The following is a 21246-nucleotide window of genomic DNA, read 5'->3' as shown; positions in this document are numbered from 1 at the left end:
GGGCTATCGCTTGAAATCCTATCGCCCGCCGTCATTGCGAGGAGCGTAAGCGACGAAGCACTCCAGGGCAGCTATAGCGGCCCTGGAGTGCTTCGCTTCGCTCGCAATGACGGGCGGCTTCGTCATTCAAACGGGAATCGTACTATTTGGCCACGGTCCGCTTGTCGTCGAGCGTGGGACGCTCTGCCGCCCGGCCGTAAAGCGCGCCTTGAAAATATTCGACGCCCCAATCGCGCAGGATGCGCGCGGTCGACTCGTCCTCCACCCATTCCGCCACAACCTCGAGAGAGAGATGGCGCGCGAGGTCGATCAGCGTGCGGACGAAGAAACGGTCGTCCTGTGAGTTGGTGATATTCTGGATGAAGGCGCCGTCGATCTTGACGATGTCGAAGTCGAGGTCCCGCAGATTGCGGAAGGAGGTATGCCCCGCGCCGAAATCGTCCATCGCGACTTTGACGTTCAGTTCCTTGCAAACGGCGATGAGGTTCCGCGTCGTCTCGAAATCCTCGATCAGGCTCGTTTCGGTGATTTCGACGATCAGCCTGTCAGAGACGGACGGGTTCATCGCGATCGCCGCTTTGAGGCGCTCCGGCCATTCCGGATCGAGCACGGTGAGCACGGAGCAGTTCACCGAGACGCGCAGTTGAGGGTCGGCGGCGAGCCGCTCCAGAGCAAGCTCCATGACGCGCTGATCGAGCAGACGCACGAGCCCGGCCTTTTCCGCGACAGGCAGCAGCGCCGCGGGGGACGCCACGGTCCCATCCGGCAGGCGTATCCGCAGCAACGCCTCGTGGAAGGCGACTTCGCCCGTCGCGGCGTGGACGATCGGCTGGAATGCGAGGTCGACGCGGCGCTCGTTGAGCGCGGAGACAATACTGTCGGCGACCTGCAGCGAGCGTAGCCGCGCGTCCTCACGCGCGAGCGACGCCGTATAGGCGACGAAGCGCTTGCCATTGTTCTGGCGCGCCACGTCGAGCGCCTCCTCGGCGCGCTGCAAGAGCACATGGGGGACTCGCCCCTCGCGTGGCCCGATGACGCCGCCGATCCGGATCGAGGCGGGAATCGGCCCCGCGGATGTCTCGAAGGGCGCGCTTTTGACGAGATCGAGCAAGCGCTGGGCGGCGAAAAGCGTTTCGTCGGCGTCGCAGTTGTCGAGCACGAGAGCGAATTTATTGCCGGCGTGCCGGGCCACCACGTCGCAGGCGCGCACATTCTCGCGCAGGCGCCGCGCGAGGCTCGCGATGACCTCATCCCCCGCGTCATATCCATAGGTGCGGTTCAGAGCGAAGAGATTTTCCAACGCGACCAGCAGCACGGCGAACGGCTTGCGCGAGCGTTCCGCCTGCTGGAGGAAGCGGGCGATATGCTCGCCGAGCTGGGCGCGGTTCAAAACGCCCGTCAACGGGTCGATCTGCGCGCCGAGCGCGAGCTTGCGCTCCATCTCGTGACGTTCGGTGACGACCCGCACGACGCCGTAAGCGCGCGCCGGCTTGCCGGTGGGGCCGGCGAACCAGCGGCCGGTGTCCTCCACCCAAACGAGCGGCCCTTGCCCGAGCTCACGCGGTTGGGCGAGGGCGTAGACCACCTGATAGGGAACGCCTTCTCCTGTGTCCGTTTTGCCCGACTGGATGATCGCGTCGTAGCGGGAGGCGCCGCTTTCACGCGCGACGCGCTCGCCATAGCCTAATCCGGTGTCGAGGGCTTCGCTGGCGATGGGCCCGAGGGTTTCGCCGAGATTCGGGCCCCAGGTCAGGCGATCCGTGCCGATCTCCCAGTCATAGACGACTTCGCCGATCGACGACAAAATCTCCCTCGGGTCGGGACCGGCGACAGGCGCGGGGGCGACCGGGGGGGCGGGAAGCTCCCGCGTCACGAGCGGCGGTTTGAGAATGGATGAATGAAGGGCGTTCGCAGCAGGCGCCTCCAGGCCGCGGTTTGCGATATGGCGCAATTGCATTTTTGGCGGACCTTCGGCGCTGTTTTCGGGTCCTCCACTGTGGCCTCGAAACGTAAATGCCACGTTGCGGCTTGTGCTGAATTTTGAGGCGGATTCCCTCAGCCGGCTCTCATAGCCCGGTTTGTGCTTAAGAAATCCAGCCGCCCAGCCTCTCTGGACGGAAGGGCCGCCCGCATGCGATTGGTCCCGTAGATCTGAAATTCTCTGGAGTCGAAGCTCATGAACGCCTCTCCCTTCAACGACATCGGCCTCGACGCGCTCAAGGCGGGTCTCGCCGACGGCTCGATCCTTCTCGTCGACGTCCGGGAGGCCGACGAATATACCGCCGGCCATATCAAGGGGGCGCTGTTCAACCCGCTGTCGCGCTTCGACCCGACGAAGCTCCCTGTCGCGGGCGCGGGTCAGAAGGTCGTCATTTACTGCCGTTCTGGCCGGCGTTCGGTTTCGGCCATGGAGCAGGCCCGGCTCGTCGGCCGGCGGGACTGCAACACCCATTTCGGCGGCGGCATCCTCGCCTGGCTCAACGCCGGCCAGCCGGTCGAGCAGGGAATGTAATCATCCCCACAGCGCGGCGGGCGGCGGCGTCATGGTCGAGCCCTCGTAGACGAGGCCCGGCTGCCGGTCTCTGGCCAGAAGCAATGGCCCGTCGAGATCGACGAAAGCCGCCATCTGGCCGATCAGCATCGCCGGGGCCATGGCGAGCGACGTCCCCACCATGCAGCCCGCCATGATCTCGAAACCCATTTGGCGGGCCGCTTGCGCCATGGCCAGGGCCTCGGTGAGGCCGCCGGTCTTGTCGAGCTTGATATTGACCGCGTCGTAGCGGCCCCGGAGCGCCTCGAGGGACGCCGTCTCATGGGCGCTTTCATCCGCGCAGATGGGAATCGGCCGGGGGATTTCCGCCAACATGCCGTCCTGTCCGGCCGGCAAGGGCTGTTCGATCAGCGCGACGCCATGGCGCGCGCAGGCGTCGAGCTGCGCGACCAGCGTCTCTTCGCGCCACGCCTCATTGGCGTCGACGATCAACTGCGCATGCGGCGCCCCCTCGCGGACGGCGGCGAGCCGCGCGTCGTCCCCCTCGCCGGCGAGCTTAATCTTCAGAAGCGGCCGGTCGGCGGCTTTGAGCGCGGCCATGCGCATCTCCTGCGGCGTTCCGACCGATAGCGTAAAGGCGGTGACGAGCGGCGAGAGGCGCTCGAAGCCCGCGATGGCGGAGGCAGGCCGGCCAGATTGCTTGGCCTCCAGATCCCACATGGCGCAATCGACGGCGTTGCGCGCCGCGCCCGCTGGCAGCAGCCGTTGCAAGACGGCGCGGTCGGCGCCTGCTTCGATCTCGCCGCGCACGCGTTCGATCGCGGCGACGACGCTCTCGACGCTCTCGCCGTAGCGGGCGTAGGGGACGCATTCGCCGCGCCCGATGGCGTCGCCGGCGCGCAGCGTCGCCGTGACCACCTGCGCCTGCGTCTTGGCGCCGCGCGAGATGACGAAGCGCCCGGCGATGGGATAGGCTTCGACGGCGAGAGTCATCTCGATGCGCAAAGGCGTCTCCGGGGGCTCATAGGTCGGCTCATGCTGTGCGCTTGCGCGCTTGTCGACCGCATGTCACGAAGTTAAGACCATTTGCAAGCTCAGGCTGAATCGCCTTCCGAACGAGGCCACATGGCAGTCGACGCCGCCCAGATTCCACCGGACGTCTCGCCCCGCGAGGGCGGCGCGCGGCTGGCGCTCGCGGGCGATTGGACCCTCGCAGCCTCCCGGCGGCTCGAGAACAAAGCGCAGGAGGTCGTCGATTTCGGCCGCCGCAGCGACTTCGTGACGATCGACCTTTCCGGCGTCTCTCGGCTCGACACCGCCGGCGCCTGGCTGATCAATCGCGCCCGTCGCACGCTCGCAACATCGAATGTCGGCGTCGCGCTCGAACATGTGCGCCCCGAGCACGGCATATTGCTCGAGGAAGCCGCCTACCGCGATTTCGAAGCGCCGGGGCGCAAGCCTTGCCCGCTCGCGCTGGAGCTTCTGTCGGATGTCGGCCGCGCCATCGTCTACAGCCTGAAGGAGTTCTACCGGGGCGTCGCCTTCCTGGGCGAGTTCGTCGCGGTGCTGGGTTATCTCGCGACGCATCTGCGCCGTTTCCGTGGGACGTCGCTCGTCGCGCATATGGAGCTGATCGGTCTGCGTAGCGCGCCGATCGTTATCCTCATCAATCTTCTCGTGGGCGCCATTGTCGCGCAGCAGGGCATTTACCAGCTCATCCGGTTTGGCGCGACAACCTACGCCGTCGACCTGATCGGCATATTGGTGCTGCGCGAGCTCGGCGTCCTGCTCACCTCCATCATGATCGCGGGCCGCTCGGGCTCGGCCATCACCGCCGAGATCGGCTCCATGAAGATGCGCGAGGAGATCGACGCGCTGCGGGTCATGGGCCTCTCCGTCATCGAAGTGCTCGTCGCGCCGCGCGTGCTGGCGCTCATCCTGTCGCTGCCGATCCTGACCTTCATCGCCGATATGTCGGCGCTCTTCGGCGGCATGCTGGTTTCCTGGGGCTATGGCGGCATCAGCCCCGCAGCTTTTGCCTCACTGCTCAAGGAAGCGATCGGGTTCAACACCTTCATGGTCGGAATCATCAAAGCGCCGTTCATGGCGCTGGTCATCGGGCTGATCGCGATGATCGACGGGCTGGCGACGCAGGGCTCCGCCGAATCGCTTGGCCGGCAGGTGACCTCCTCCGTGGTGAAATCGATTTTCATGGTCATCGTGCTCGATGGCCTCTTCGCTATCTTTTTCGCCTCGATTCATTATTAGCCGGGCCTCTATGAGCTTTTTCGACAACAATGGCCCGGGCGGAGCGACAGCCGACGTCATCATCAGCGTGCGCGACCTCATCGTCGGCTTCGGCGACAAGGTGGTGATGAAGGGGCTCGATCTCGACGTCTATCGCGGCGAGGTGCTCGGCTTCGTCGGCGGTTCGGGGCAGGGCAAATCCGTGCTGACCCGCGCGATTTTGGGCCTCGTTCCGACCCGTGGCGGCTCCATCCGCATTTTCGGCAGGGATCGCGACGCGCTGGCGCCGGCTGAAAGGCGGGCGCTCGAGCAGCGCTGGGGCGTCCTGTTCCAGAACGGCGCGCTGTTTTCCGGCCTCACCGTGAAGCAGAACATCCAGATGCCGATGCGCGAGACCCGCGATCTCTCGCCCCGGCTGATGGATGAGCTCGCCATGCTCAAGCTCGACCTTGTGGGGCTGAAGCCAGACGCGGCCGACAAATTTCCGTCGGAATTATCGGGCGGCATGGTCAAGCGCGCGGCGCTGGCCCGCGCATTGGCGCTCGACCCCGAACTCGTTTTCCTCGATGAGCCGACATCCGGCCTCGATCCGATCGGCGCGGCGGAATTTGACGAACTAATTGGGACGCTGCAGAAAACGCTCGGGCTGACAGTGTTCATGGTCACCCATGATCTCGACAGTCTTTACGCGATTTGCGACCGGGTCGCGGCGCTCGCCGATGGCAAAGTGATTGCGGCGGGGCCGCTCGACACCCTGCTGGAATCGGATCATCCCTGGCTCAGGGCTTATTTTCACGGGGCGCGCGGCGGTCGATTCGCCGCGAAGGGTCCCGACTGAAGAGGACGATGATGGAAACCCGCGCCAATTACGCCCTGATCGGCGCCTTCACGCTGGCGACGATTTTTGCGGCCTTCTGTTTCGTCTTCTGGTTTTCCGGGCCGAGCCAGGTCGGAAAGCAGGACGCTTATCAGATCGTCTTCGAGGGGTCCGTTTCCGGCCTCTCGCGCGGGTCTTCCGTGCTGTTCAACGGCGTGAAGGTCGGCGAGGTCACCCACATCGCCATTTCCGACAACGATCCCAGCAAGGTCGACGTTCTGGTGAAGATCGACGAGCACACGCCGGTGAAAGCCAATACGCGCGCCCGGCTGGAGACGCGCGGCTTCACAGGCGTCGCCGACGTGCTGCTGGTCGGCGGCACGCCCGGCGCGCCCGATCTCGTCGCGGAGGAGGGGCGTCGCTACCCGCAGATTCAGGCCGAGCGCTCCGAAAACGTGCAGTCGCTATCGACCAAGGCCGCCGCGCTGATCGTGAAGCTCGACGCGCTTCTCGACGACAACAAGGACACGATCCGGGGCACGCTGAAAAATGCGGAGGCTTTCACCAAGACCCTCTCGGACAACTCCGACCAAATCTCGGCCTTCGTCAAGGACGCCGCCGACGCCGCTCATTCGTTGAAGCCCGTCGCGGCGCGGCTCGACCGCTTCCTGGCGGCGGGCGAGCAGACGCTGAAGGCGCTCGACCCCAAGCAGCTCAAGGCGATTACGGGTAACGTCGCCAGCGCTTCGACCAATATCAAAAATTTCTCGACGAATGGCCTCAAGCAATATGAGCAGCTCGCGGTCGACGCCCGTAAAGCGATCGACACGCTCGACCAGGCGATCAAATCCATCGAGCGCGACCCCTCGCAATTCATCTGGGGTCCGTCGCAGACGACGCCTGACTATCGCGCCCGCTGAAGCTGAATCGGTTTCGCCCAGGGCCCGTCATTGCGAGCAAAGCGAAGCGATCCAGGGCAGCGATGTGGCCCTCGATCGCTTCGTCGGCTCCGCCTCCTCGCAATGACGGCGGTAATTTCCGAACCGCGCGAGCGTCGGGGATGGGGCTGAACCAATCGAGCGGATCTCGTTGACCGAGCCCCCATGCGGGCTGTTCAAACGGAACGCTTCTTTCCGCAAAACTCTACCAACTTTCGCGGAATGCGCTCCAAGCGCGGCTTTGTCTTCTTCGCTCGGCGGCGCTAGATAAGCCAAAGCCGCGCGGGCTCGGGCGGGTAGGCGAAGGGGCGGCGTCCAGGCATGGGGGGAGAGAGCATTTTCACGAGGCCGAGATTGCGCGGGTTTATCGCCGGCCTTGCCTTTCTTGTCGCCGGCTGCGTCCAGGCCCCGCGCGAAACATTCGATCTCGCCGTGGCGCCGCCCCCCGTGTCGGTGGCGACCGCCGGCCCTGTTCTCGCGGTCCGAGAGCCGACCGCGACGCCGCCGACGAGCTCCCCGCGCGTGGTCGTGCGCGCTCCCGATGGCAGCGTCGCTCTCCTGCCCGACGCGCAATGGTCGGAGCCTCTGCCGCGTCTCCTGCGCGCGCGCATGATCGAGGCCCTGCAGCGCCGCGGCGTCGCCGCTTCGTGGATCGGCTACGGAAGCAACCGGACGCTCGCGACCGATATTCGGCGATTCGAGATCGACGCGGCGCGCAACGTCGCTGTCGTGGAGATCGCCGCCTATATCGTCGACGAAAGCAGCGGCGCGACGCGCGCGGGGCGCAGCTTCGCCGCCGAGGCGCCGACCTCGGAAACGATCGGGCCGGACGCCGTTCGCGCGCTTGCCCAGGCGGCGGCGCAGGTCTTCGCCCAGACGGCCGATTGGGCGCGCGGGCGCTAGCGCGCTTTGCGGAATGCGCTCTCGGGAGAGGCCGCGACGGGAGTTGGACTCTATCGGCCAAAAGGCGCGCGGCGGGGCGCCTGGGAAATGCGCGGAAGTCTTGTTGGGGGCTAGCGCGACAAACGGGCCGATGCTAATCGAACGCAGCAAAAATCGAGCGTTCGGCGCGGCCGAACGGCGGAATGCGTTCGGGGGCGCGGTGTTTGGCGAAACCTCGGCGTTGACTGCGCACAGGGAAGACGGGCGTCATGGTGAAGATGAGCTTCGACGACACAGCGACACGCTACGGCGCCGAACCGGGCGGCGGCGCGCCGACCAAGGTCAAGATCACCTTCGTCGACTCCAACGGCCAGCCCCGCACGGTCGAGGGCGAGGTCGGCTCCACCGTGATGGAGACGGCCCGCCGCAACGACATCCCGGAGATCGCAGCAGAATGCGGCGGCGCCTGCGCCTGCGCCACCTGCCATGTCTATGTCGACGAGAAATGGGTCGAAAAGGCCGGCAAGCCCTCGCAGATGGAAGAGGACATGCTCGACTTCGCCTTCGACGTGAAGCCGAATTCCCGCCTGTGCTGCCAGATCACCGTTCGCCCTGAGCTCGACGGGCTGGTGGTGACGACCCCCGCCCAGCAGGGCTGATAAAAAAGGACCGCCGGAATGGACCGCGAGCCTTCAGGCTCGCTTAAAAATGCGCGCCTGAGGGCGCGCGGTCCATTGCGGTGCCCCCCCGCGCCGCGGTTTAGCGTTGCATCTTGCGGCGAATGCTATAGACGAACGCGAGCGGCGGCGGATGGCTCATCCGCCGGTCGGCTGGCCGCGTTCGAAAATCCTCCCCGATTTCTTCGTCAGGCCGTTTCCGACCCGAGAGCGGGCATTCGCCCATTCGCCGTCCAATGCCTGCGGCGATGCGCGCCGCCATTGATGTGAGGATTTGACACATGAACCAGGTCAACGAAGCCGCGATCGAAACCGATGTCGTTATCGTCGGCGCCGGCCCGGCCGGGCTTTTCGCGGTGTTCGAACTGGGCCTCCTGGACATCAAATGCCATGTCATCGACATTCTGCCGCGCGCCGGCGGCCAGTGCTCGGAGCTTTATCCCGAGAAGCCGATCTATGACATTCCGGGCCTGCCGGAGATCACCGGCCAGGGCCTGACGGATAATCTGCTCAAGCAGATCGAGCCCTTCCATCCGACCTTCCATTTCAACGAGATGGTCGAGACGCTCACCTCGCTCGGCACGCCTGAGAAGCCGGCCTTCCGCCTCACCACCGACGCCGGCAAGGTTTTCCTCGCCAAGGTCGTCATCGTTGCGGCCGGCGGCGGCTCGTTCCAGCCCAAGAAGCCGCCGATCCCCACGATCGAGCAATATGAGGGCAAGTCGGTCTTCTATGCCGTCCGCCGCATGGAGGACTTCCGCGACAAGGACGTGGTCATCGTCGGCGGCGGCGATTCGGCGCTCGACTGGACGCTGAACCTGCAGCCGATCGCCAAGAGCCTGACGCTGGTGCATCGCCGCGACGCCTTCCGCGCCGCGCCGCATTCGGTCTCGGCCATGCAGGAGCTCGTCGCGGCCGGCAAGATTTCCTTCAAGCTCGGGCAGATCACGACGGTCGAGGGCGCTGACGGCGAGCTGTCCACCGCGCTTCTGAAGGGCAATGACGGAAGCGAATTGAAGCTCCCCTGCCAGCGTCTCATGCCGTTCTTCGGCCTGACGATGAAGCTCGGCCCGGTCGCCGAATGGGGCCTGCAGCTAAACGAGAATCTCATTCCGGTCGACACCGAGAAATTCGAGACGAGCCATCCGGGCATCTTCGCCGTCGGCGACATCAACTACTATCCGGGCAAGTTGAAGCTCATTCTCTCGGGCTTCCACGAGGGCGCGCTCGCGGCGCAGAAGGCGCATCGCTACATCTATCCCGAGAAGAAGCTGCTGTTTCAATACACGACGTCGTCGACCAATCTGCAGAAGAAGCTCGGCGTCTCTTAAGTGGACGTCGCGGTCCGGGCGCTGGACATTTCGGGCGTTGCGCCCGGGCAATGGCCAGCGCTCGCCGCACTGCTCGATGAGGCGGAGCGCGCGCGCGCCGCGCGCTTTGCTTTCGAAGAAGACCGCCATTCTTACATCGCTGCCCATGCGCTGTTGCGGGCGGAGCTTTCCCGGCGCGCCGGCCCTGCGCCGCAGGAGTGGCGCTTTGCGGCGACGGCGCTCGGCAAGCCTTTCCTTCTCGATTCGCCCCGCGACTTGCGTTTCAGCCTCACCCACACGCGCGGCATGGTGGCGGTCGCCGTCACGGAAGGCCTCGAGATCGGGGTCGACGTCGAATCTGAGGACCGGCGCGCGGAAAGCATGAAGCTCGCGGAGCGTTTCTTCGCGCCGCAGGAAGTCGCGCTGCTGCGCGCTGTCGAAGGCGACGCGCGGCGCGAAATGTTTTTCGCCATATGGACGTTGAAAGAGGCGGTGGTGAAAGCCACGGGCCAGGGGCTCTCCCGCGCGCTCGACAGTTTTGCCGTCTCGCCCGTTCCGCCGCGCGTGACAATGCGCGACGAAGTATGGAGCGCCGATCATTGGCGGCTTGGCTCGTTTCATTTCGCGTTAGCGGCGCAAGGCGCCATCAACGCCGATTTCAGCTTGGTGGATGTTGGCTTAACCTTCTCGCCATAGGCTCGCGCGCGTGCCTGCCTCATGGAGGATCACGCGATGAAGAAAGCCCTTTTCAGCCTGTGCCTTGGCGCCGTGTTCACTTTTTCTGGACTTCCCGCCAACGCCTGCACGCGCATCCTCTATGAGACGGGGACCAAGTCCTACCAAATCGGCCGCTCCATGGATTGGATGGTCGACCCCGGAACCGATCTCTGGTCCTTCCCCAAGGGCATGGCGCGCGACGGCGGGGTGGGGCAGGGGTCGATCAAATGGATCGCCAAGCACGGCTCGGTCATCAGCTCCTTCTATAATCTTGCGACAGTCGACGGCATGAACGACGCGGGCCTCGTCGCCAATGTGCTCTATCTCGTCGAGGCCGATTATGGCGACGCCGCCAAGTCGAAGAAGCCGAAGCTCTCCATCGGCGCCTGGGGGCAATATGCGCTCGACAATTTCGGCTCGGTCGCGGAGGCCGTGGCGGCGCTGCAAAAGGAGCCCTTCGTCCTCGTCGCGCCGGACCTGCCGGACGGCAATAAGGCGGGCGCCCATCTCTCCCTCGCCGACGCCTCGGGCGACAGCGCGATCTTCGAATATCTCGGCGGCAAGCTCGTCATCCACCATGGCGCGCAATATCGCGTGATGACCAATTCGCCGAGTTTCGACCAGCAGCTCGCGATCGAGTCTTATTGGAAGGACGTCGACGGCGAGAAATTCCTGCCCGGCACGGCCCGCTCCGCCGATCGTTTCGCGCGTATGAGCTGGAATCTGAACGCCGCCGCCAAGGAGAAGGACCCGCGGCTCGCCACCGCCACAACCTTCTCGCTGATCCGCGCGATCTCGGTGCCGCTGGGCATTTCGGATAAGGAGCATCCGAACATCGCCTCGACCATCTGGCGCACGGTCTCCGACACGGCGGCCAAGCGCTATTATTTCGAAAGCGCCTACAGCCCCTCGATCTTCTGGGTGGACCTCGACAGGCTGAAATTGGAGCCGGGCGCAAAGCACATGAAGCTCGACTTGAGCGGCAAGCCGATTTTATCGGGGGAGGTCTCGGGGAAGTTTGCGGAGGCGGAGGCGTTCAAGTTTTTGGCGAAGTGAGGGGCGCTGTCATTCCCGGCGGGCCGAAGGCCCGACCGGGAATCCAGAGCCGCAATAGCGCTGGTTTTGTTCAGAGCCCGTCATTGCGAGCAAAGCGAAGCAATCCAGGGCAGCGATGCGGCCCTGGATTGCTTCGTCGGCTCCGCCTCCTCGCAATGACGGGTGCAAGCGTCGGGAGTGACGCGGACCAATCGAGTGGATAACCTGTCGAGCGCCTCATCGGTTTCGAGAGCGCTGCTCACCGCTCCAGAAAGAACCGAACCATCTCGCGCGACGCATTAGGCCCGCGTTGCTCAGTATGCGAGCCTTCGGGCGCGCCCCCTGACCACGCATGGCCCAACCCCTCGATGGCCCAATACTCAAGCTGCGGAAGGCCGTTCACGTCCGCGACAACCGTGTGATTAAATTCAAGTCCGTTCGCCACTCCCCGCCGCAGTGTTTCCTGATGGCCATGTGAAACGCCGGCTTGCGCTTCCGCGAGAATGCGTTCTGCATTCGTCGGATGCACCTTACGGTCAGAAGCGCCATGGAAAATGATGGTGCGCGCGCGGTCCCTTGCTTGCCGCCCGCCGTGCTGGGCAAATTTGCCGCTCATCGCGACGAAGGCGGAGGCTTGATCGGTCGCAACGCCATAGGCCAGCCCGGAGTGGATGCCTGCCCCGGCATAGAGGTCGGGATAGGTCACGCTCATGACCTCGGCCATCGCGCCGCCGGCGGAGAGGCCCGCAACGAAGACGCGTTCCTGGTCGACGCCCATTTCTAAGATCAAGGCGCGGGTGAGTCCGGCGATAATGCTCGGCTCCCCCGAACCACGGATCTGATGTTGCTGGTTGAACCAGTTCCAGCAGCCGAGCTGATTGGCGGTCATGGGCTGCTCGGGATAGGCGACGATAAAACCGTGCTCTTCGGCGAGACTGTTCATCCGCGTTCCGGCCGCGAAATCGTCCGAGTTCTGCGTGCACCCGTGCAGCATCACGACCAATGGCGCTCCGCCGCGCATCTTGCTCGGAACGTAGACCTTGTAAGGTCGGGTCCCCGCCTGACAGGCGAATGTGCGCGACAGATAGGATGCGCCGTCCGGCACATGCACACGCGGCCGTTTGCCGAGCTTCGCGAGGGCCTCCGCCCCGAGGCCGAGGTTTGGAAGGTCGCCGCTGCTCAGGCGCTCCAAAGTCTCCCCGAGCGGCATTCGCAAGCCCCGCGCGAAAGTCGCGCCGCCTGGCGCGGCGTCGACCGGCGGGTCGATCCTCGGCGCGGTTCGAGCGGCCGGCTCTTGCGGCGCAGGCTGAGTGGCGGGGAGCGGGGGCTCCCCCGTGAGACCGTGCAACAGCATGCGAGTCGCTTCCGCGGGCGACTGGTCACGGACCAACCGCATAGCCTTTTTCATCGTGTCGCCGAGGAACGATCCCATTGAGTGTCTCCTGCAGGGAAGGGGTAGCGTTCAGCCGATCCGGTCTGAAAGCGCCGCTTTTACCGGTGGGCTTGCTTGAAGCGCTCCGAGAACGGTGATCGATTCGATCGTGTCGCGCGCCAATTCGGGCGTGACGTCCTCGGCGATCGTGGCGAGTCCGAGGACTTGTATGCGAAGCATGCGGCCGGCGGCCTTCACGGCCTCCAGCTCCGTGCGACTGAAATGCCGCAGGCCGAGCTCCAGCATGTTGCGGACGATCGACTGCTTTATCGCGTCCGAATGGGTGGCGAGCTGATTGCGGATTGCCGTGCGGATGAAGTCGGTGCGGTTCGAATAGAAACCTTCGCGCACCAGAAGGTCGATATGGCCGAGATCGACATATCCGACGTTGACGGTGATTTTTTCACTGTCGCCGGCTCTGTCGCGCAGTCTGTGAATTTCCGCCATATCCACCCTCCGCCATCCTGTTGGATGGTATGTGGATGGCGTCCAGTCTCTTTCAAGCGCCGCAGTTGTCTAAACCGCGCCCCTTCGGCCAAGCCGCAAGTCAACGAAAGACATTATCCATCCGCTCTTTTCCTTGCCTCCCCCCACCCGTTCGGTATATAAGCTCCCCACTTCCTTCTCATAACGATCATCCTCGAATGGTCGCCGTTGAGAGTGGGCCCTCCGCCGGGACCCGCTCTTTTCGCATTGGCGGACTCAACAGACAGGACCAGACACGCTTGACGCAAAACGCCGCTCCCATCGACGCTCCGCTCGACGAGCCCCGTCTCGTCTTTGAGACCGGCGTCGCCGCGCGCGTGGCGCATGTCGCCGAGCCGGTGCTGGCGCAGCTCGGCTTCCGGCTCGTGCGCGTCAAGCTGATGCAGCAGAACGGCCAGACGCTTCAGATCATGGCCGAACGGCCCGATGGGATCATGACCATCGACGATTGCGAGGCGGCAAGCCAGGCGCTTTCGCCCGAGCTCGACGTCGCCGACGTCATCGCCAATGAGTATCGGCTCGAAGTTTCCTCGCCCGGCGTCGACCGGCCGCTGGTGCGCATCTCCGATTTTCTCCGCGCCATCGGCCACGAGGCGCGCGTCGAACTGACGCATCCGGTGGAATCCGGGCGCAAGCGCTTTCGCGGGATCATCAAGGGTGTTGAGGGCGAGGGTCGCGGCGCCAAACTGGCGATCGAGCGCACCGACGCGCGTTCCGACGAGGAGAAGCTCGTCACCGTGCCGCTCGCCGATCTCGACGAGGGCAAGCTGATGCTCACCGAGGCGCTGATCCGCGAATCGCTGCGCGCCGGCAAGCTCCAGCAGACGGGCGAGGAAGAAGACGGCGCGCCGCAAGAGCCAGAGGACGAGCGCCCGCGCCGCGGGCCGGGCCGTTTCCGCAGCCCGCAGAAGAACAAGCCCAAGCCGCTGGTTCCGGCCGGCGTGCAAACGCAATTCAAGAAAGGTCCGGGGCCTGCAAAGCCTCGCGCCGCCCGCTCCGAGGGAGATTGATAATGGCCGTCAGCGCCAACCGACTCGAGATTTTGCAGATTGCCGACGCCGTCGCGCGCGAGAAGTCGATCGATCGCACGATCGTCATCGCCTCGATGGAGGATGCGCTGCAAAAGGCGGCGCGTTCGCGCTATGGCCAGGAGACCGAGGTGCGCGCGGAGATCAATCCGCGCACTGGCGAAGTGCGCTTCTCGCGCCTGCTGCTCGTCGTCGACAAGGTCGAGAACGACGCCACGCAGATTTCGATCGAGGACGCCCGCAAGCGCAATCCGGCGGCGCAGACCGGCGACTGGATTTCCGAAACGCTGCCCCCCTTCGACTTCGGCCGCATCGCGGCGCAGTCGGCCAAGCAGATCATCGTGCAGAAGGTGCGCGAGGCCGAGCGCGATCGCCAATACGAGGAATATAAGGACCGTATCGGCGAGATCGTGAGCGGCGTCGTCAAGCGCGTCGAATATGGCAATGTGATTATCGATCTCGGCCGCGGCGAGGGCATTATCCGCCGTGATGAGATGATCCCGCGCGAAATGTTCCGCCCCGGCGACCGCGTGCGCGCCTATGTCTATGACGTGCGGCGCGAGCAGCGCGGCCCGCAGATTTTCCTGTCGCGCACCCATCCGCAATTCATGGCGAAGCTCTTCAAGCAGGAAGTGCCGGAAATCTACGACGGCGTGATCGAGGTGAAGTCGGTCGCCCGCGATCCGGGCTCGCGCGCCAAGATCGCCGTGGTGTCGCGCGATTCGTCGATCGATCCGGTCGGCGCCTGCGTCGGCATGCGCGGCTCGCGCGTGCAGGCGGTGGTGCAGGAGCTGCAGGGCGAGCGCATCGACATTATCCCTTGGTCGGCGGACGCCGCCACTTTCATCGTCAATGCGCTGCAGCCGGCGGAAGTGGTGAAGGTGGTTCTCGACGAAGATTCGTCGCGCATTGAAGTCGTCGTGCCGGATGACCAATTGTCTCTGGCCATTGGCCGCCGCGGCCAGAATGTGCGTCTCGCCTCGCAGCTCACGGGCTGGGACATCGACATCATGACCGAGGCCGAAGAGTCGGAGCGCCGCCAGAGAGAATTCGAGGAGCGCACGCGGGTCTTCATGTCGGCGATCGACGTCGACGAGGTTGTCGGCCGGCTGCTGGCGTCGGAAGGCTTCCGCTCGGTCGAGGAGCTGGCTTTCGTCGAGCTTCCTGAACTCGCCTCGATCGAGGGTTTCGACGAGGAGACGGCGGGTGAGATTCAGATGCGCGCGCGCAATTATCTCGAGCGCGTCGAGCAGGAGAACGAGAACCGCCGCAAGGAAATGGGCGTCTCCGACGAATTGCGCGAGATCGACGGCATGACCACCGCGATGCTGGTCAGGCTCGGCGAGAACGACGTGAAGACGATGGAAGATTTCGCGGGTTGCGTGCCCGACGATCTTGTCGGCTGGACCGAGAAGAAGGACGGCGAGACCAAGAAGCACGACGGCTTCTTCACGGGCATCGATCTGTCGCGCGAAGAGGCGGAGGCGATGATCATGACCGCGCGCGTGCGCGCCGGCTGGATCGAGCAGCCACAGGAAGCCGTCGACGCCGTCGAGGCGACCGAGGCGGCTGAGGCGGAGGGCGAATAAGCACGGTGACGGCCTTGGCGAAAGAAGAGCGCGAGTCCGAGCGGACCTGCATCGTCACGCGGCGGCGCGAGCCGCCGGAGGCGATGATCCGCTTCGTGCGCGGGCCCGATGGGGTCATTGCGCCGGACATTCGCGCGCGCCTGCCAGGCCGGGGGGTGTGGGTCGGCGCGTGCGCCGCGCTGGTCGCCGAGGCGGCGAAGAAGCGCATGTTCGCGCGCAGCCTCAAGGAGCAGGTGGAAACCCCGCCGCAACTCGCGGAGGACGTCGATCGCCTGCTCGAAGCTGATTGCCTGCAGATGCTGGCGCTCGCCAACAAGGCGGGCGCGGTGACGGCGGGTTTCAACAAGGTCGCGGATTTGCTCGAGAAGGGCGCGGTCGGCGCGCTCCTCGAGGCGCGCGACGGCGGCGCCGACGGCAAGCGCAAGCTGCGTCAAAGCGCGCGCCGGGGCGAGGTCGCGACGAATCGGGAAAACGATGGCGTTCCACCGATCATAGGCTTATTTACGTCGAGCCAATTGGATTTGGCTTTAGGTCGCACAAATGTGATACATGCAGCGGTCGCCTCTGGCGGACCGGGCACGAGTTTTCTTTCGCGGTGCCGTCGGCTGGCGGCTTATAGGGGCATGACGCTGGACGGCGCGCCCCTCGCGGCGCAGATGATGCGGGATGAACAACCGGACGCTGGCGAGCGGCCGGACGAGACTGTGGAAAAAAGCGGGTCGGAAGCGGCCGAGGATCGGAAGCTGGATGAGTGAGAGCGAGAATAGCGACAAGACCCTGACTGTCGCGCCGTCGAAGACGTTGCACCTGAAGCAGCGGCCGGCCGGGGACCAGGGCATGGTGCGCCAGAGCTTCTCCCATGGCCGCTCGAAGGTGGTCGTGGTCGAGAAGGTGAAGCGCCGCGCGCCGGGCCATCCCGAGCCGCAAAAGCCGGCGGCGGCTGCGCCTGCCGCGCCGCCCCCGCCTGCCGCCCCGAAACCCTCCGCTCCGCCGCCGCGGCAGGAGCGTCCGTCGCCGCCGCGTGGCGGCGCCGCCGGCATGGTGCTGCGTGCGCTGACCGATGAGGAGCGCGAGGCGCGCGCCCGCGCGCTGGTCGACGCCCGCTCGCGCGAAGAGGATGAGCGCCGCCGCGCTGAGATCGAAGCCAAGGCGCGCGCCGAGCGCGAGGAGCGCGAGCGCGCCGAACGCGCCGCCGCCGAAGCGCGCAAGCGTGAAGAGGAAGAGCGTCTCGCCCGTGAGGCGGAAGCCAAGCGTAAGGCCGAGGACGAGGCCCGCCGTCGCCTGCCGCAGGACCAGCAGCACGCCGCGGCTCCCGCCGCGCCGTCGCGGCCGGCCGCGCCCGCGCCGAGGGCCGCCGCGCCGGCCGGAAGGCCTGCAGCGCCTGCCGCCCGACCGGGCCAGCCGGGCCAGGTAGAAACGACGACCATCCGTCGTCCGCCCGCCCGCACCGTTGGCGGTTTCACGCCGCCGACGCCGCCGCGTCCCGCGCCCTCGCGCGGCGGCGCGATGAAGGATCGCGGCCGTCTGACCGTCTCGACCGCCACCGCGGGAACGGATGAGGAGCGCACACGTTCCGTCGCCTCCTTCAAACGGCGTCAGCAGCGTCTGTTCCGCGGCCAGGTCGAGCAGAAGGAAAAGGTGCTGCGCGAGGTGATCCTCCCCGAGACGATCACCATTCAGGAACTCGCCAACCGTATGTCGGAGCGCGCCGTCGACGTCATCCGCCTGCTGATGAAGCAGGGCGAGATGCACAAGATCACCGATGTGATCGACGCCGACACCGCGCAGCTCGTCGCCGAGGAGATGGGTCACACCGTCAAGCGCGTCGCCGAGTCGGACGTCGAGGAGGGCCTGTTCGACACGCCCGACGCCGAGGCCGACCTCGAGTCGCGCCCGCCGGTCGTCACCATCATGGGCCACGTCGACCACGGCAAGACCTCGCTGCTCGACGCGATCCGTCAGGCGAATGTGGTTGCGGGCGAAGCCGGCGGCATCACGCAGCATATCGGCGCCTATCAGGTGACCTCGCCCGGCGGCCAGCCGATCACCTTCATCGACACGCCCGGCCACGCCGCCTTCACCGCCATGCGCGCCCGCGGCGCCAAGGTGACGGACATCGTCGTGCTGGTCGTCGCCGCCGATGACGGCGTCATGCCGCAGACGATCGAAGCCATCAATCACGCCCGCGCGGCGGGCGTTCCGCTCATCGTCGCGATCAACAAGGTCGACAAGCCGGACGCCAAGCCTGAACGCGTGCGCACCGAGCTTCTGCAGTATGAGGTGCAGGTCGAAAGCATGGGCGGCGAGACGCTCGAAATCGAAGTCTCCGCCAAGCAGAAGACCAATCTCGACAAGCTGCTCGAGGCCATTGCGCTACAGGCCGAGGTGCTCGACCTCAAGGCCAACGCCGAGCGCGCGGCCGAGGGCACTGTGATCGAGGCGCGTCTCGACAAGGGCCGCGGCCCGGTCGCGACCATGCTGGTCCAGCGCGGCACGCTGCATGTCGGCGACATCATCGTCGCCGGCACGCAATGGGGCCGCGTCCGCGCCCTGCTCGACGACAAGGGAGCCACGCGCCAGGAAGCTGGCCCGTCCTTCCCGGTGGAGATTCTCGGCTTCAACGGCACGCCCGAGGCCGGCGACCGCGTCGCGGTTGTCGAGTCGGAAGCGCGCGCCCGCGAGATCACCGAGTATCGCGAGCGCATGAAGCGCGACAAGCTCGCCGCCCGCGGCGGCACGGCGCGCGGCTCGCTCTCCGACATGATGAACCAGCTCAAGACGGCGGGCCGCAAGGAATTCCCGCTCGTCATCAAGGGCGACGTTCAGGGCTCGGTCGAAGCCATCGCCGCCGCGCTGGAGAAGCTCGGCACGGACGAGGTCGGCGCGCGCCTTGTGCATGTGGGCGTCGGCGGCATCTCCGAATCGGATATTGCGCTCGCCGAGGCGTCGAACGCTGCGGTCATCGGCTTCAACGTGCGCGCCCACAAGGAAGCGCGCGAAGCGGCTGAACGCGCCGGCATCGAGATCCGCTACTACAACATCATCTACAACCTCGTGGATGACGTGAAGGCGGCGATGTCGGGCCTGCTCTCGCCGACGTTGCGCGAGACGATGCTGGGCAATGCGCAGATCCTCGAAGTGTTCGACATTTCCAAGGTCGGCAAGGTCGCTGGCTGCCGCGTCACCGACGGCAGGGTCGAGCGCGGCGCCAGCGTGCGCCTCATCCGCGACAATGTCGTGGTGCACGAGGGCAAGCTGTCGACGCTCAAGCGCTTCAAGGATGAGGTCAAGGAGGTCGACGCCGGCCAGGAATGCGGCATGGCCTTCGAGAACTACCAGGACATGCGCGCCGGCGACGTCATCGAGTGCTACCGCGTCGAGGAAATCAAGCGGACGCTGTAACAGGGCCGCTCCGAGAACGCCCGCGCCTTCGCGTCATTGCGGGGAGCAAAGCGACGAAGCAATCCAGAGCCAATGGCGCATTCTGGATTGCTTCGCTTCGCTCGTAACGGCGTTCGCCAAGCGACATTGAGATCAGAAACATAGCCATGTCCCGATCCCATCATTCAGCCGGCTCCGCGCCGTCGCAGCGCATGCTGCGCGTGGGAGAGCTCGTGCGCCATTCCATGGCGCGGATGCTCGCGCGCGGCGATATCAACGATCCTGTGCTCGAAAAGCATGTGGTCACGGTCGCGCGCGTGAAGATGAGCCCCGACCTCAAGCTCGCGACGATCTTCGTCATGCCGCTCGGCGGCAAGGACGAGCCGGAGGTCATCGCCGCGCTCGACCGCCACAAGAAATTCCTGCGCGGCGAGATCGCGCATGAGCTCAACCTGAAATTTGCGCCGGACATCCGTTTCCGCATCGACGACAGCTTCGACACTGTGTCGCGCATCGACGCGATCCTCAATTCCGAGCGCGTCAAGCGCGACCTCGAAGCGTCTGACGACGACGCTCAGGACAACGCCTGAAGAAGATTATGAGTCAGAAAAGATCCAATCGCGCCGTCGTCGACGGCTGGGTGGTGCTCGACAAACCCGTGGGCCTCACTTCCACGCAGGCGGTCTCGCGCCTGAAGCGGATTTACAACGCCCAGAAAGCCGGCCACGCCGGCACGCTCGATCCGCTGGCGTCGGGCATCCTCCCCGTCGCCTTCGGCGAGGCTACCAAGACCGTCCCTTTCGTGCAGGACGGCGAGAAAGCCTATCGCTTTACCGTGCGCTGGGGCGCCGAGAGCAACACCGACGATTCCGACGGCGAGGTGACGCGCACCAGCGAGAAGCGGCCTGAGCGCGCCGAGATCGAGGGGCTCATGCCGCAGTTTCTGGGCGACATTCTCCAGACGCCGCCGCAGTTTTCGGCCATCAAGATCGCCGGCGCGCGCGCATACGATCTCGCGCGCGAGGGCGCGCAGGTGGACCTCAAGGCCCGCGCCGTCACCATCCATTCGCTGACGATCGAGGCCTTCTCCCCGGAGGAGACCGTCTTCTTCATGGAATGCGGCAAGGGCGCCTATGTGCGCGCCATCGCCCGCGACCTCGGGCGGCTGATGGGCTGCTACGGCCATGTCACGGCGCTGCGTCGCACGCGCGTCGGGCCCTTCATCGAAGAGGATTCCTACACGCTGGACGAGATCGAAGCGCAAGGCATGGCCGCGGATGCGATGCTCTCCGTCGAGGCCGGCCTTTCGGAGCTTCCCTGCGTTGTCGTCGATCGCGACACGGCGGCGCGGCTGCGGCGCGGCGGCTCGGTGATCCTGCGCGGCCGCGACGCGCCGGCGGAAGGCGTCGTCTATGCGGCCTGCGGCGGCGTGCCGGTGGCTTTCGGCGAGGTTATCGAGGGCGCGTTGGAGCCCGCGCGCGTGTTCAACCTGCCGTTTTGAATTCAGGCCTCCGGCCCCACGATTTGGACGCCCTCGGCGCGCGCAGCGCGTTCGAGGTCGGCGTCGAGTGTGGCGAGCGGCAAGCCCTCCCTTATCGCAAGTTCGAGATAGGCGGCGTCATAGGCCGTGAGCCTGTGCTTGCGGGCGAGCAACAGGAGCCGCGTCTCGTCGCAAGCCCCGTCTACGTCGATCGGGAGGCGCCGAATGACCTGTAGAAAAGCGGCGCTATCTTCTTCGCTTAGCCTTTTGCGACGCTCGTTGACGAGCAGGACGTTGCGGATTTCAAAGAAGAGTAGGCTCGGCGCCAGCGCGGCCGACTTGCGCAGTCGCTCAATTGCATGGTCGGCGCGCGGATGCCGTTCATCCGCGAGGCCCGCGGCCGCAAGGATTGATGCGTCGATAACGAAACGGGTCAATATTTATGACCCGCGTGTCGTGCTCCGAGCAATTCCGTAAGGGGCGCTTTCTTTGAGAGGCGGGCGTGGAAGTTCAAGAGGTCGTCCACCGCGCGCTCGATTTCGCCGCTGCGAACGTCCGCCTCCGGCACAAGCCGCGCGATGCTTCGTCCATGCCGCGTGATCAGGATTGTTTCGCCGCGCTCGACGGCTGTAAGAAGTTCCCCTAGCCGCGCTTTGGCCTCGGAGGCTTGGATTTCACGCATCTCGCAGGCTTTCAACCGGTCAATCTGGTTGGTCAAAATATCGATCTTTTCGCA

Annotated in this window: 21 protein-coding genes; 15 read left to right on the top strand and 6 right to left on the bottom strand. The window is 65.5% G+C overall.

The genetic code is table 11. The features are described 5' to 3' along the window. Positions 1-142: 142 nt before the first annotated feature. On the bottom strand, positions 143-1957 hold the full coding sequence (locus JJT62_RS17105; protein WP_202073991.1) for a bifunctional diguanylate cyclase/phosphodiesterase: 1815 nt from the start codon (positions 1955-1957) through the stop codon (positions 143-145). Between the two features lie 219 nt (positions 1958-2176). On the opposite strand from JJT62_RS17105, the gene JJT62_RS17100 reads away from it, so the two are divergent. Next, positions 2177-2512 (top strand): rhodanese-like domain-containing protein, encoded by a 336-nt coding sequence (locus JJT62_RS17100; RefSeq protein ID WP_202073990.1) that lies wholly within the window; start codon positions 2177-2179, stop codon positions 2510-2512. Here the strand turns inward: JJT62_RS17100 and dgcA are convergent, their stop codons facing one another. Beyond that, positions 2513-3496 carry an N-acetyl-D-Glu racemase DgcA gene (gene dgcA, locus JJT62_RS17095; RefSeq protein ID WP_202073989.1) on the bottom strand — a complete coding sequence of 328 codons (984 nt, stop codon included), beginning with the start codon at positions 3494-3496 and terminating at the stop codon, positions 2513-2515. Between the two features lie 120 nt (positions 3497-3616). On the opposite strand from dgcA, the gene JJT62_RS17090 reads away from it, so the two are divergent. From JJT62_RS17090 to JJT62_RS17055, 8 genes are all read left to right on the top strand, one after another. Continuing rightward, positions 3617-4759, top strand: a complete 1143-nt coding sequence (locus JJT62_RS17090; RefSeq protein ID WP_202073988.1) for an MlaE family lipid ABC transporter permease subunit — start codon at positions 3617-3619, stop codon at positions 4757-4759. 10 nt (positions 4760-4769) lie between these two features. Then, a complete protein-coding gene (locus JJT62_RS17085) occupies positions 4770-5576 on the top strand; it encodes an ABC transporter ATP-binding protein (RefSeq protein WP_202073987.1) in 807 nt (268 codons plus the stop codon). Positions 5577-5584: 8 nt separating this feature from the next. Then, entirely contained in the window at positions 5585-6475 is an 891-nt protein-coding gene (locus tag JJT62_RS17080) for an MlaD family protein (protein ID WP_246744972.1), read from the top strand. Between the two features lie 372 nt (positions 6476-6847). Then, entirely contained in the window at positions 6848-7396 is a 549-nt protein-coding gene (locus JJT62_RS17075) for an ABC-type transport auxiliary lipoprotein family protein (protein WP_202073986.1), read from the top strand. 248 nt (positions 7397-7644) lie between these two features. Continuing rightward, positions 7645-8034, top strand: a complete 390-nt coding sequence (locus tag JJT62_RS17070; RefSeq protein ID WP_210340712.1) for a 2Fe-2S iron-sulfur cluster-binding protein — start codon at positions 7645-7647, stop codon at positions 8032-8034. 299 nt (positions 8035-8333) lie between these two features. Continuing rightward, a complete protein-coding gene (locus tag JJT62_RS17065; RefSeq protein ID WP_202073985.1) occupies positions 8334-9383 on the top strand; it encodes an NAD(P)/FAD-dependent oxidoreductase in 1050 nt (349 codons plus the stop codon). Next, complete coding sequence (locus tag JJT62_RS17060) at positions 9384-10058, top strand: 4'-phosphopantetheinyl transferase superfamily protein (RefSeq protein WP_202073984.1); 675 nt, start codon at positions 9384-9386, stop codon at positions 10056-10058. 36 nt (positions 10059-10094) lie between these two features. Further along, positions 10095-11135 (top strand): linear amide C-N hydrolase, encoded by a 1041-nt coding sequence (locus tag JJT62_RS17055; protein WP_246744971.1) that lies wholly within the window; start codon positions 10095-10097, stop codon positions 11133-11135. A gap of 238 nt (positions 11136-11373) precedes the next feature. On the opposite strand, the gene JJT62_RS17050 is transcribed toward JJT62_RS17055, so the two are convergent. Then, a complete protein-coding gene (locus JJT62_RS17050) occupies positions 11374-12546 on the bottom strand; it encodes a PHB depolymerase family esterase (RefSeq protein ID WP_202073982.1) in 1173 nt (390 codons plus the stop codon). 30 nt (positions 12547-12576) lie between these two features. After that, positions 12577-12993 carry a CopG family transcriptional regulator gene (locus tag JJT62_RS17045; RefSeq protein ID WP_202073981.1) on the bottom strand — a complete coding sequence of 139 codons (417 nt, stop codon included), beginning with the start codon at positions 12991-12993 and terminating at the stop codon, positions 12577-12579. A gap of 278 nt (positions 12994-13271) precedes the next feature. Here JJT62_RS17045 and rimP point away from each other — a divergent pair, with 278 nt between their 5' ends. The 6 genes from rimP (at position 13272) to truB (ending at position 20531) form a co-directional block, all read left to right on the top strand. Then, complete coding sequence (gene rimP, locus JJT62_RS17040) at positions 13272-14042, top strand: ribosome maturation factor RimP (protein WP_246744970.1); 771 nt, start codon at positions 13272-13274, stop codon at positions 14040-14042. A gap of 2 nt (positions 14043-14044) precedes the next feature. Next, positions 14045-15649: a transcription termination factor NusA gene (gene nusA, locus JJT62_RS17035; RefSeq protein ID WP_202073979.1), complete on the top strand. Its 1605-nt coding sequence runs from the start codon at positions 14045-14047 to the stop codon at positions 15647-15649. 5 nt (positions 15650-15654) lie between these two features. Further along, the gene (locus JJT62_RS17030) at positions 15655-16404 is read left to right on the top strand and encodes an RNA-binding protein (RefSeq protein ID WP_202073978.1); all 750 of its coding nucleotides are present in this window, start codon (positions 15655-15657) and stop codon (positions 16402-16404) included. Continuing rightward, positions 16397-19051, top strand: a complete 2655-nt coding sequence (gene infB, locus JJT62_RS17025) for a translation initiation factor IF-2 (RefSeq protein ID WP_202073977.1) — start codon at positions 16397-16399, stop codon at positions 19049-19051. Before JJT62_RS17030 ends, infB begins: the two co-directional genes overlap by 8 nt. Before the next feature lie 146 nt (positions 19052-19197). Further along, positions 19198-19620 (top strand): 30S ribosome-binding factor RbfA, encoded by a 423-nt coding sequence (rbfA, locus tag JJT62_RS17020; protein ID WP_202073976.1) that lies wholly within the window; start codon positions 19198-19200, stop codon positions 19618-19620. Between the two features lie 8 nt (positions 19621-19628). After that, positions 19629-20531, top strand: coding sequence for a tRNA pseudouridine(55) synthase TruB (gene truB, locus JJT62_RS17015; RefSeq protein ID WP_202073975.1), 903 nt, complete (start codon positions 19629-19631; stop codon positions 20529-20531). Between the two features lie 2 nt (positions 20532-20533). Here the strand turns inward: truB and JJT62_RS17010 are convergent, their stop codons facing one another. Continuing rightward, entirely contained in the window at positions 20534-20947 is a 414-nt protein-coding gene (locus JJT62_RS17010) for a type II toxin-antitoxin system VapC family toxin (RefSeq protein WP_202073974.1), read from the bottom strand. Beyond that, positions 20944-21228 (bottom strand): type II toxin-antitoxin system Phd/YefM family antitoxin, encoded by a 285-nt coding sequence (locus JJT62_RS17005; protein ID WP_246744969.1) that lies wholly within the window; start codon positions 21226-21228, stop codon positions 20944-20946. The genes JJT62_RS17010 and JJT62_RS17005 overlap by 4 nt, the downstream gene beginning before the upstream one ends. Positions 21229-21246 lie beyond the last annotated feature (18 nt).

This window comes from Methylocystis sp. Sn-Cys, assembly GCF_016745395.1.
GTDB lineage: Bacteria > Pseudomonadota > Alphaproteobacteria > Rhizobiales > Beijerinckiaceae > Methylocystis > Methylocystis iwaonis.
Note: the sequence above shows the minus strand (reverse complement) of the source record. Positions and strands in the feature narration are given on the sequence as shown.

Excerpts from the sequence above, each read along its gene's own strand:
- JJT62_RS17085 (WP_202073987.1), top strand. The coding sequence starts at position 4,770 with ATGAGCTTTTTCGACAACAATGGCCCGGGCGGAGCGACAGCCGACGTC.
- JJT62_RS17105 (WP_202073991.1), bottom strand. The coding sequence starts at position 1,957 with ATGCAATTGCGCCATATCGCAAACCGCGGCCTGGAGGCGCCTGCTGCG.
- JJT62_RS17100 (WP_202073990.1), top strand. The coding sequence starts at position 2,177 with ATGAACGCCTCTCCCTTCAACGACATCGGCCTCGACGCGCTCAAGGCG.
- JJT62_RS17065 (WP_202073985.1), top strand. The coding sequence starts at position 8,334 with ATGAACCAGGTCAACGAAGCCGCGATCGAAACCGATGTCGTTATCGTC.
- JJT62_RS17090 (WP_202073988.1), top strand. The coding sequence starts at position 3,617 with ATGGCAGTCGACGCCGCCCAGATTCCACCGGACGTCTCGCCCCGCGAG.
- JJT62_RS17050 (WP_202073982.1), bottom strand. The coding sequence starts at position 12,546 with ATGGGATCGTTCCTCGGCGACACGATGAAAAAGGCTATGCGGTTGGTC.
- nusA (WP_202073979.1), top strand. The coding sequence starts at position 14,045 with ATGGCCGTCAGCGCCAACCGACTCGAGATTTTGCAGATTGCCGACGCC.
- truB (WP_202073975.1), top strand. The coding sequence starts at position 19,629 with ATGAGTCAGAAAAGATCCAATCGCGCCGTCGTCGACGGCTGGGTGGTG.
- JJT62_RS17080 (WP_246744972.1), top strand. The coding sequence starts at position 5,585 with ATGATGGAAACCCGCGCCAATTACGCCCTGATCGGCGCCTTCACGCTG.
- JJT62_RS17055 (WP_246744971.1), top strand. The coding sequence starts at position 10,095 with ATGAAGAAAGCCCTTTTCAGCCTGTGCCTTGGCGCCGTGTTCACTTTT.
- rbfA (WP_202073976.1), top strand. The coding sequence starts at position 19,198 with ATGTCCCGATCCCATCATTCAGCCGGCTCCGCGCCGTCGCAGCGCATG.
- JJT62_RS17070 (WP_210340712.1), top strand. The coding sequence starts at position 7,645 with ATGGTGAAGATGAGCTTCGACGACACAGCGACACGCTACGGCGCCGAA.
- JJT62_RS17045 (WP_202073981.1), bottom strand. The coding sequence starts at position 12,993 with ATGGCGGAAATTCACAGACTGCGCGACAGAGCCGGCGACAGTGAAAAA.
- infB (WP_202073977.1), top strand. The coding sequence starts at position 16,397 with ATGAGTGAGAGCGAGAATAGCGACAAGACCCTGACTGTCGCGCCGTCG.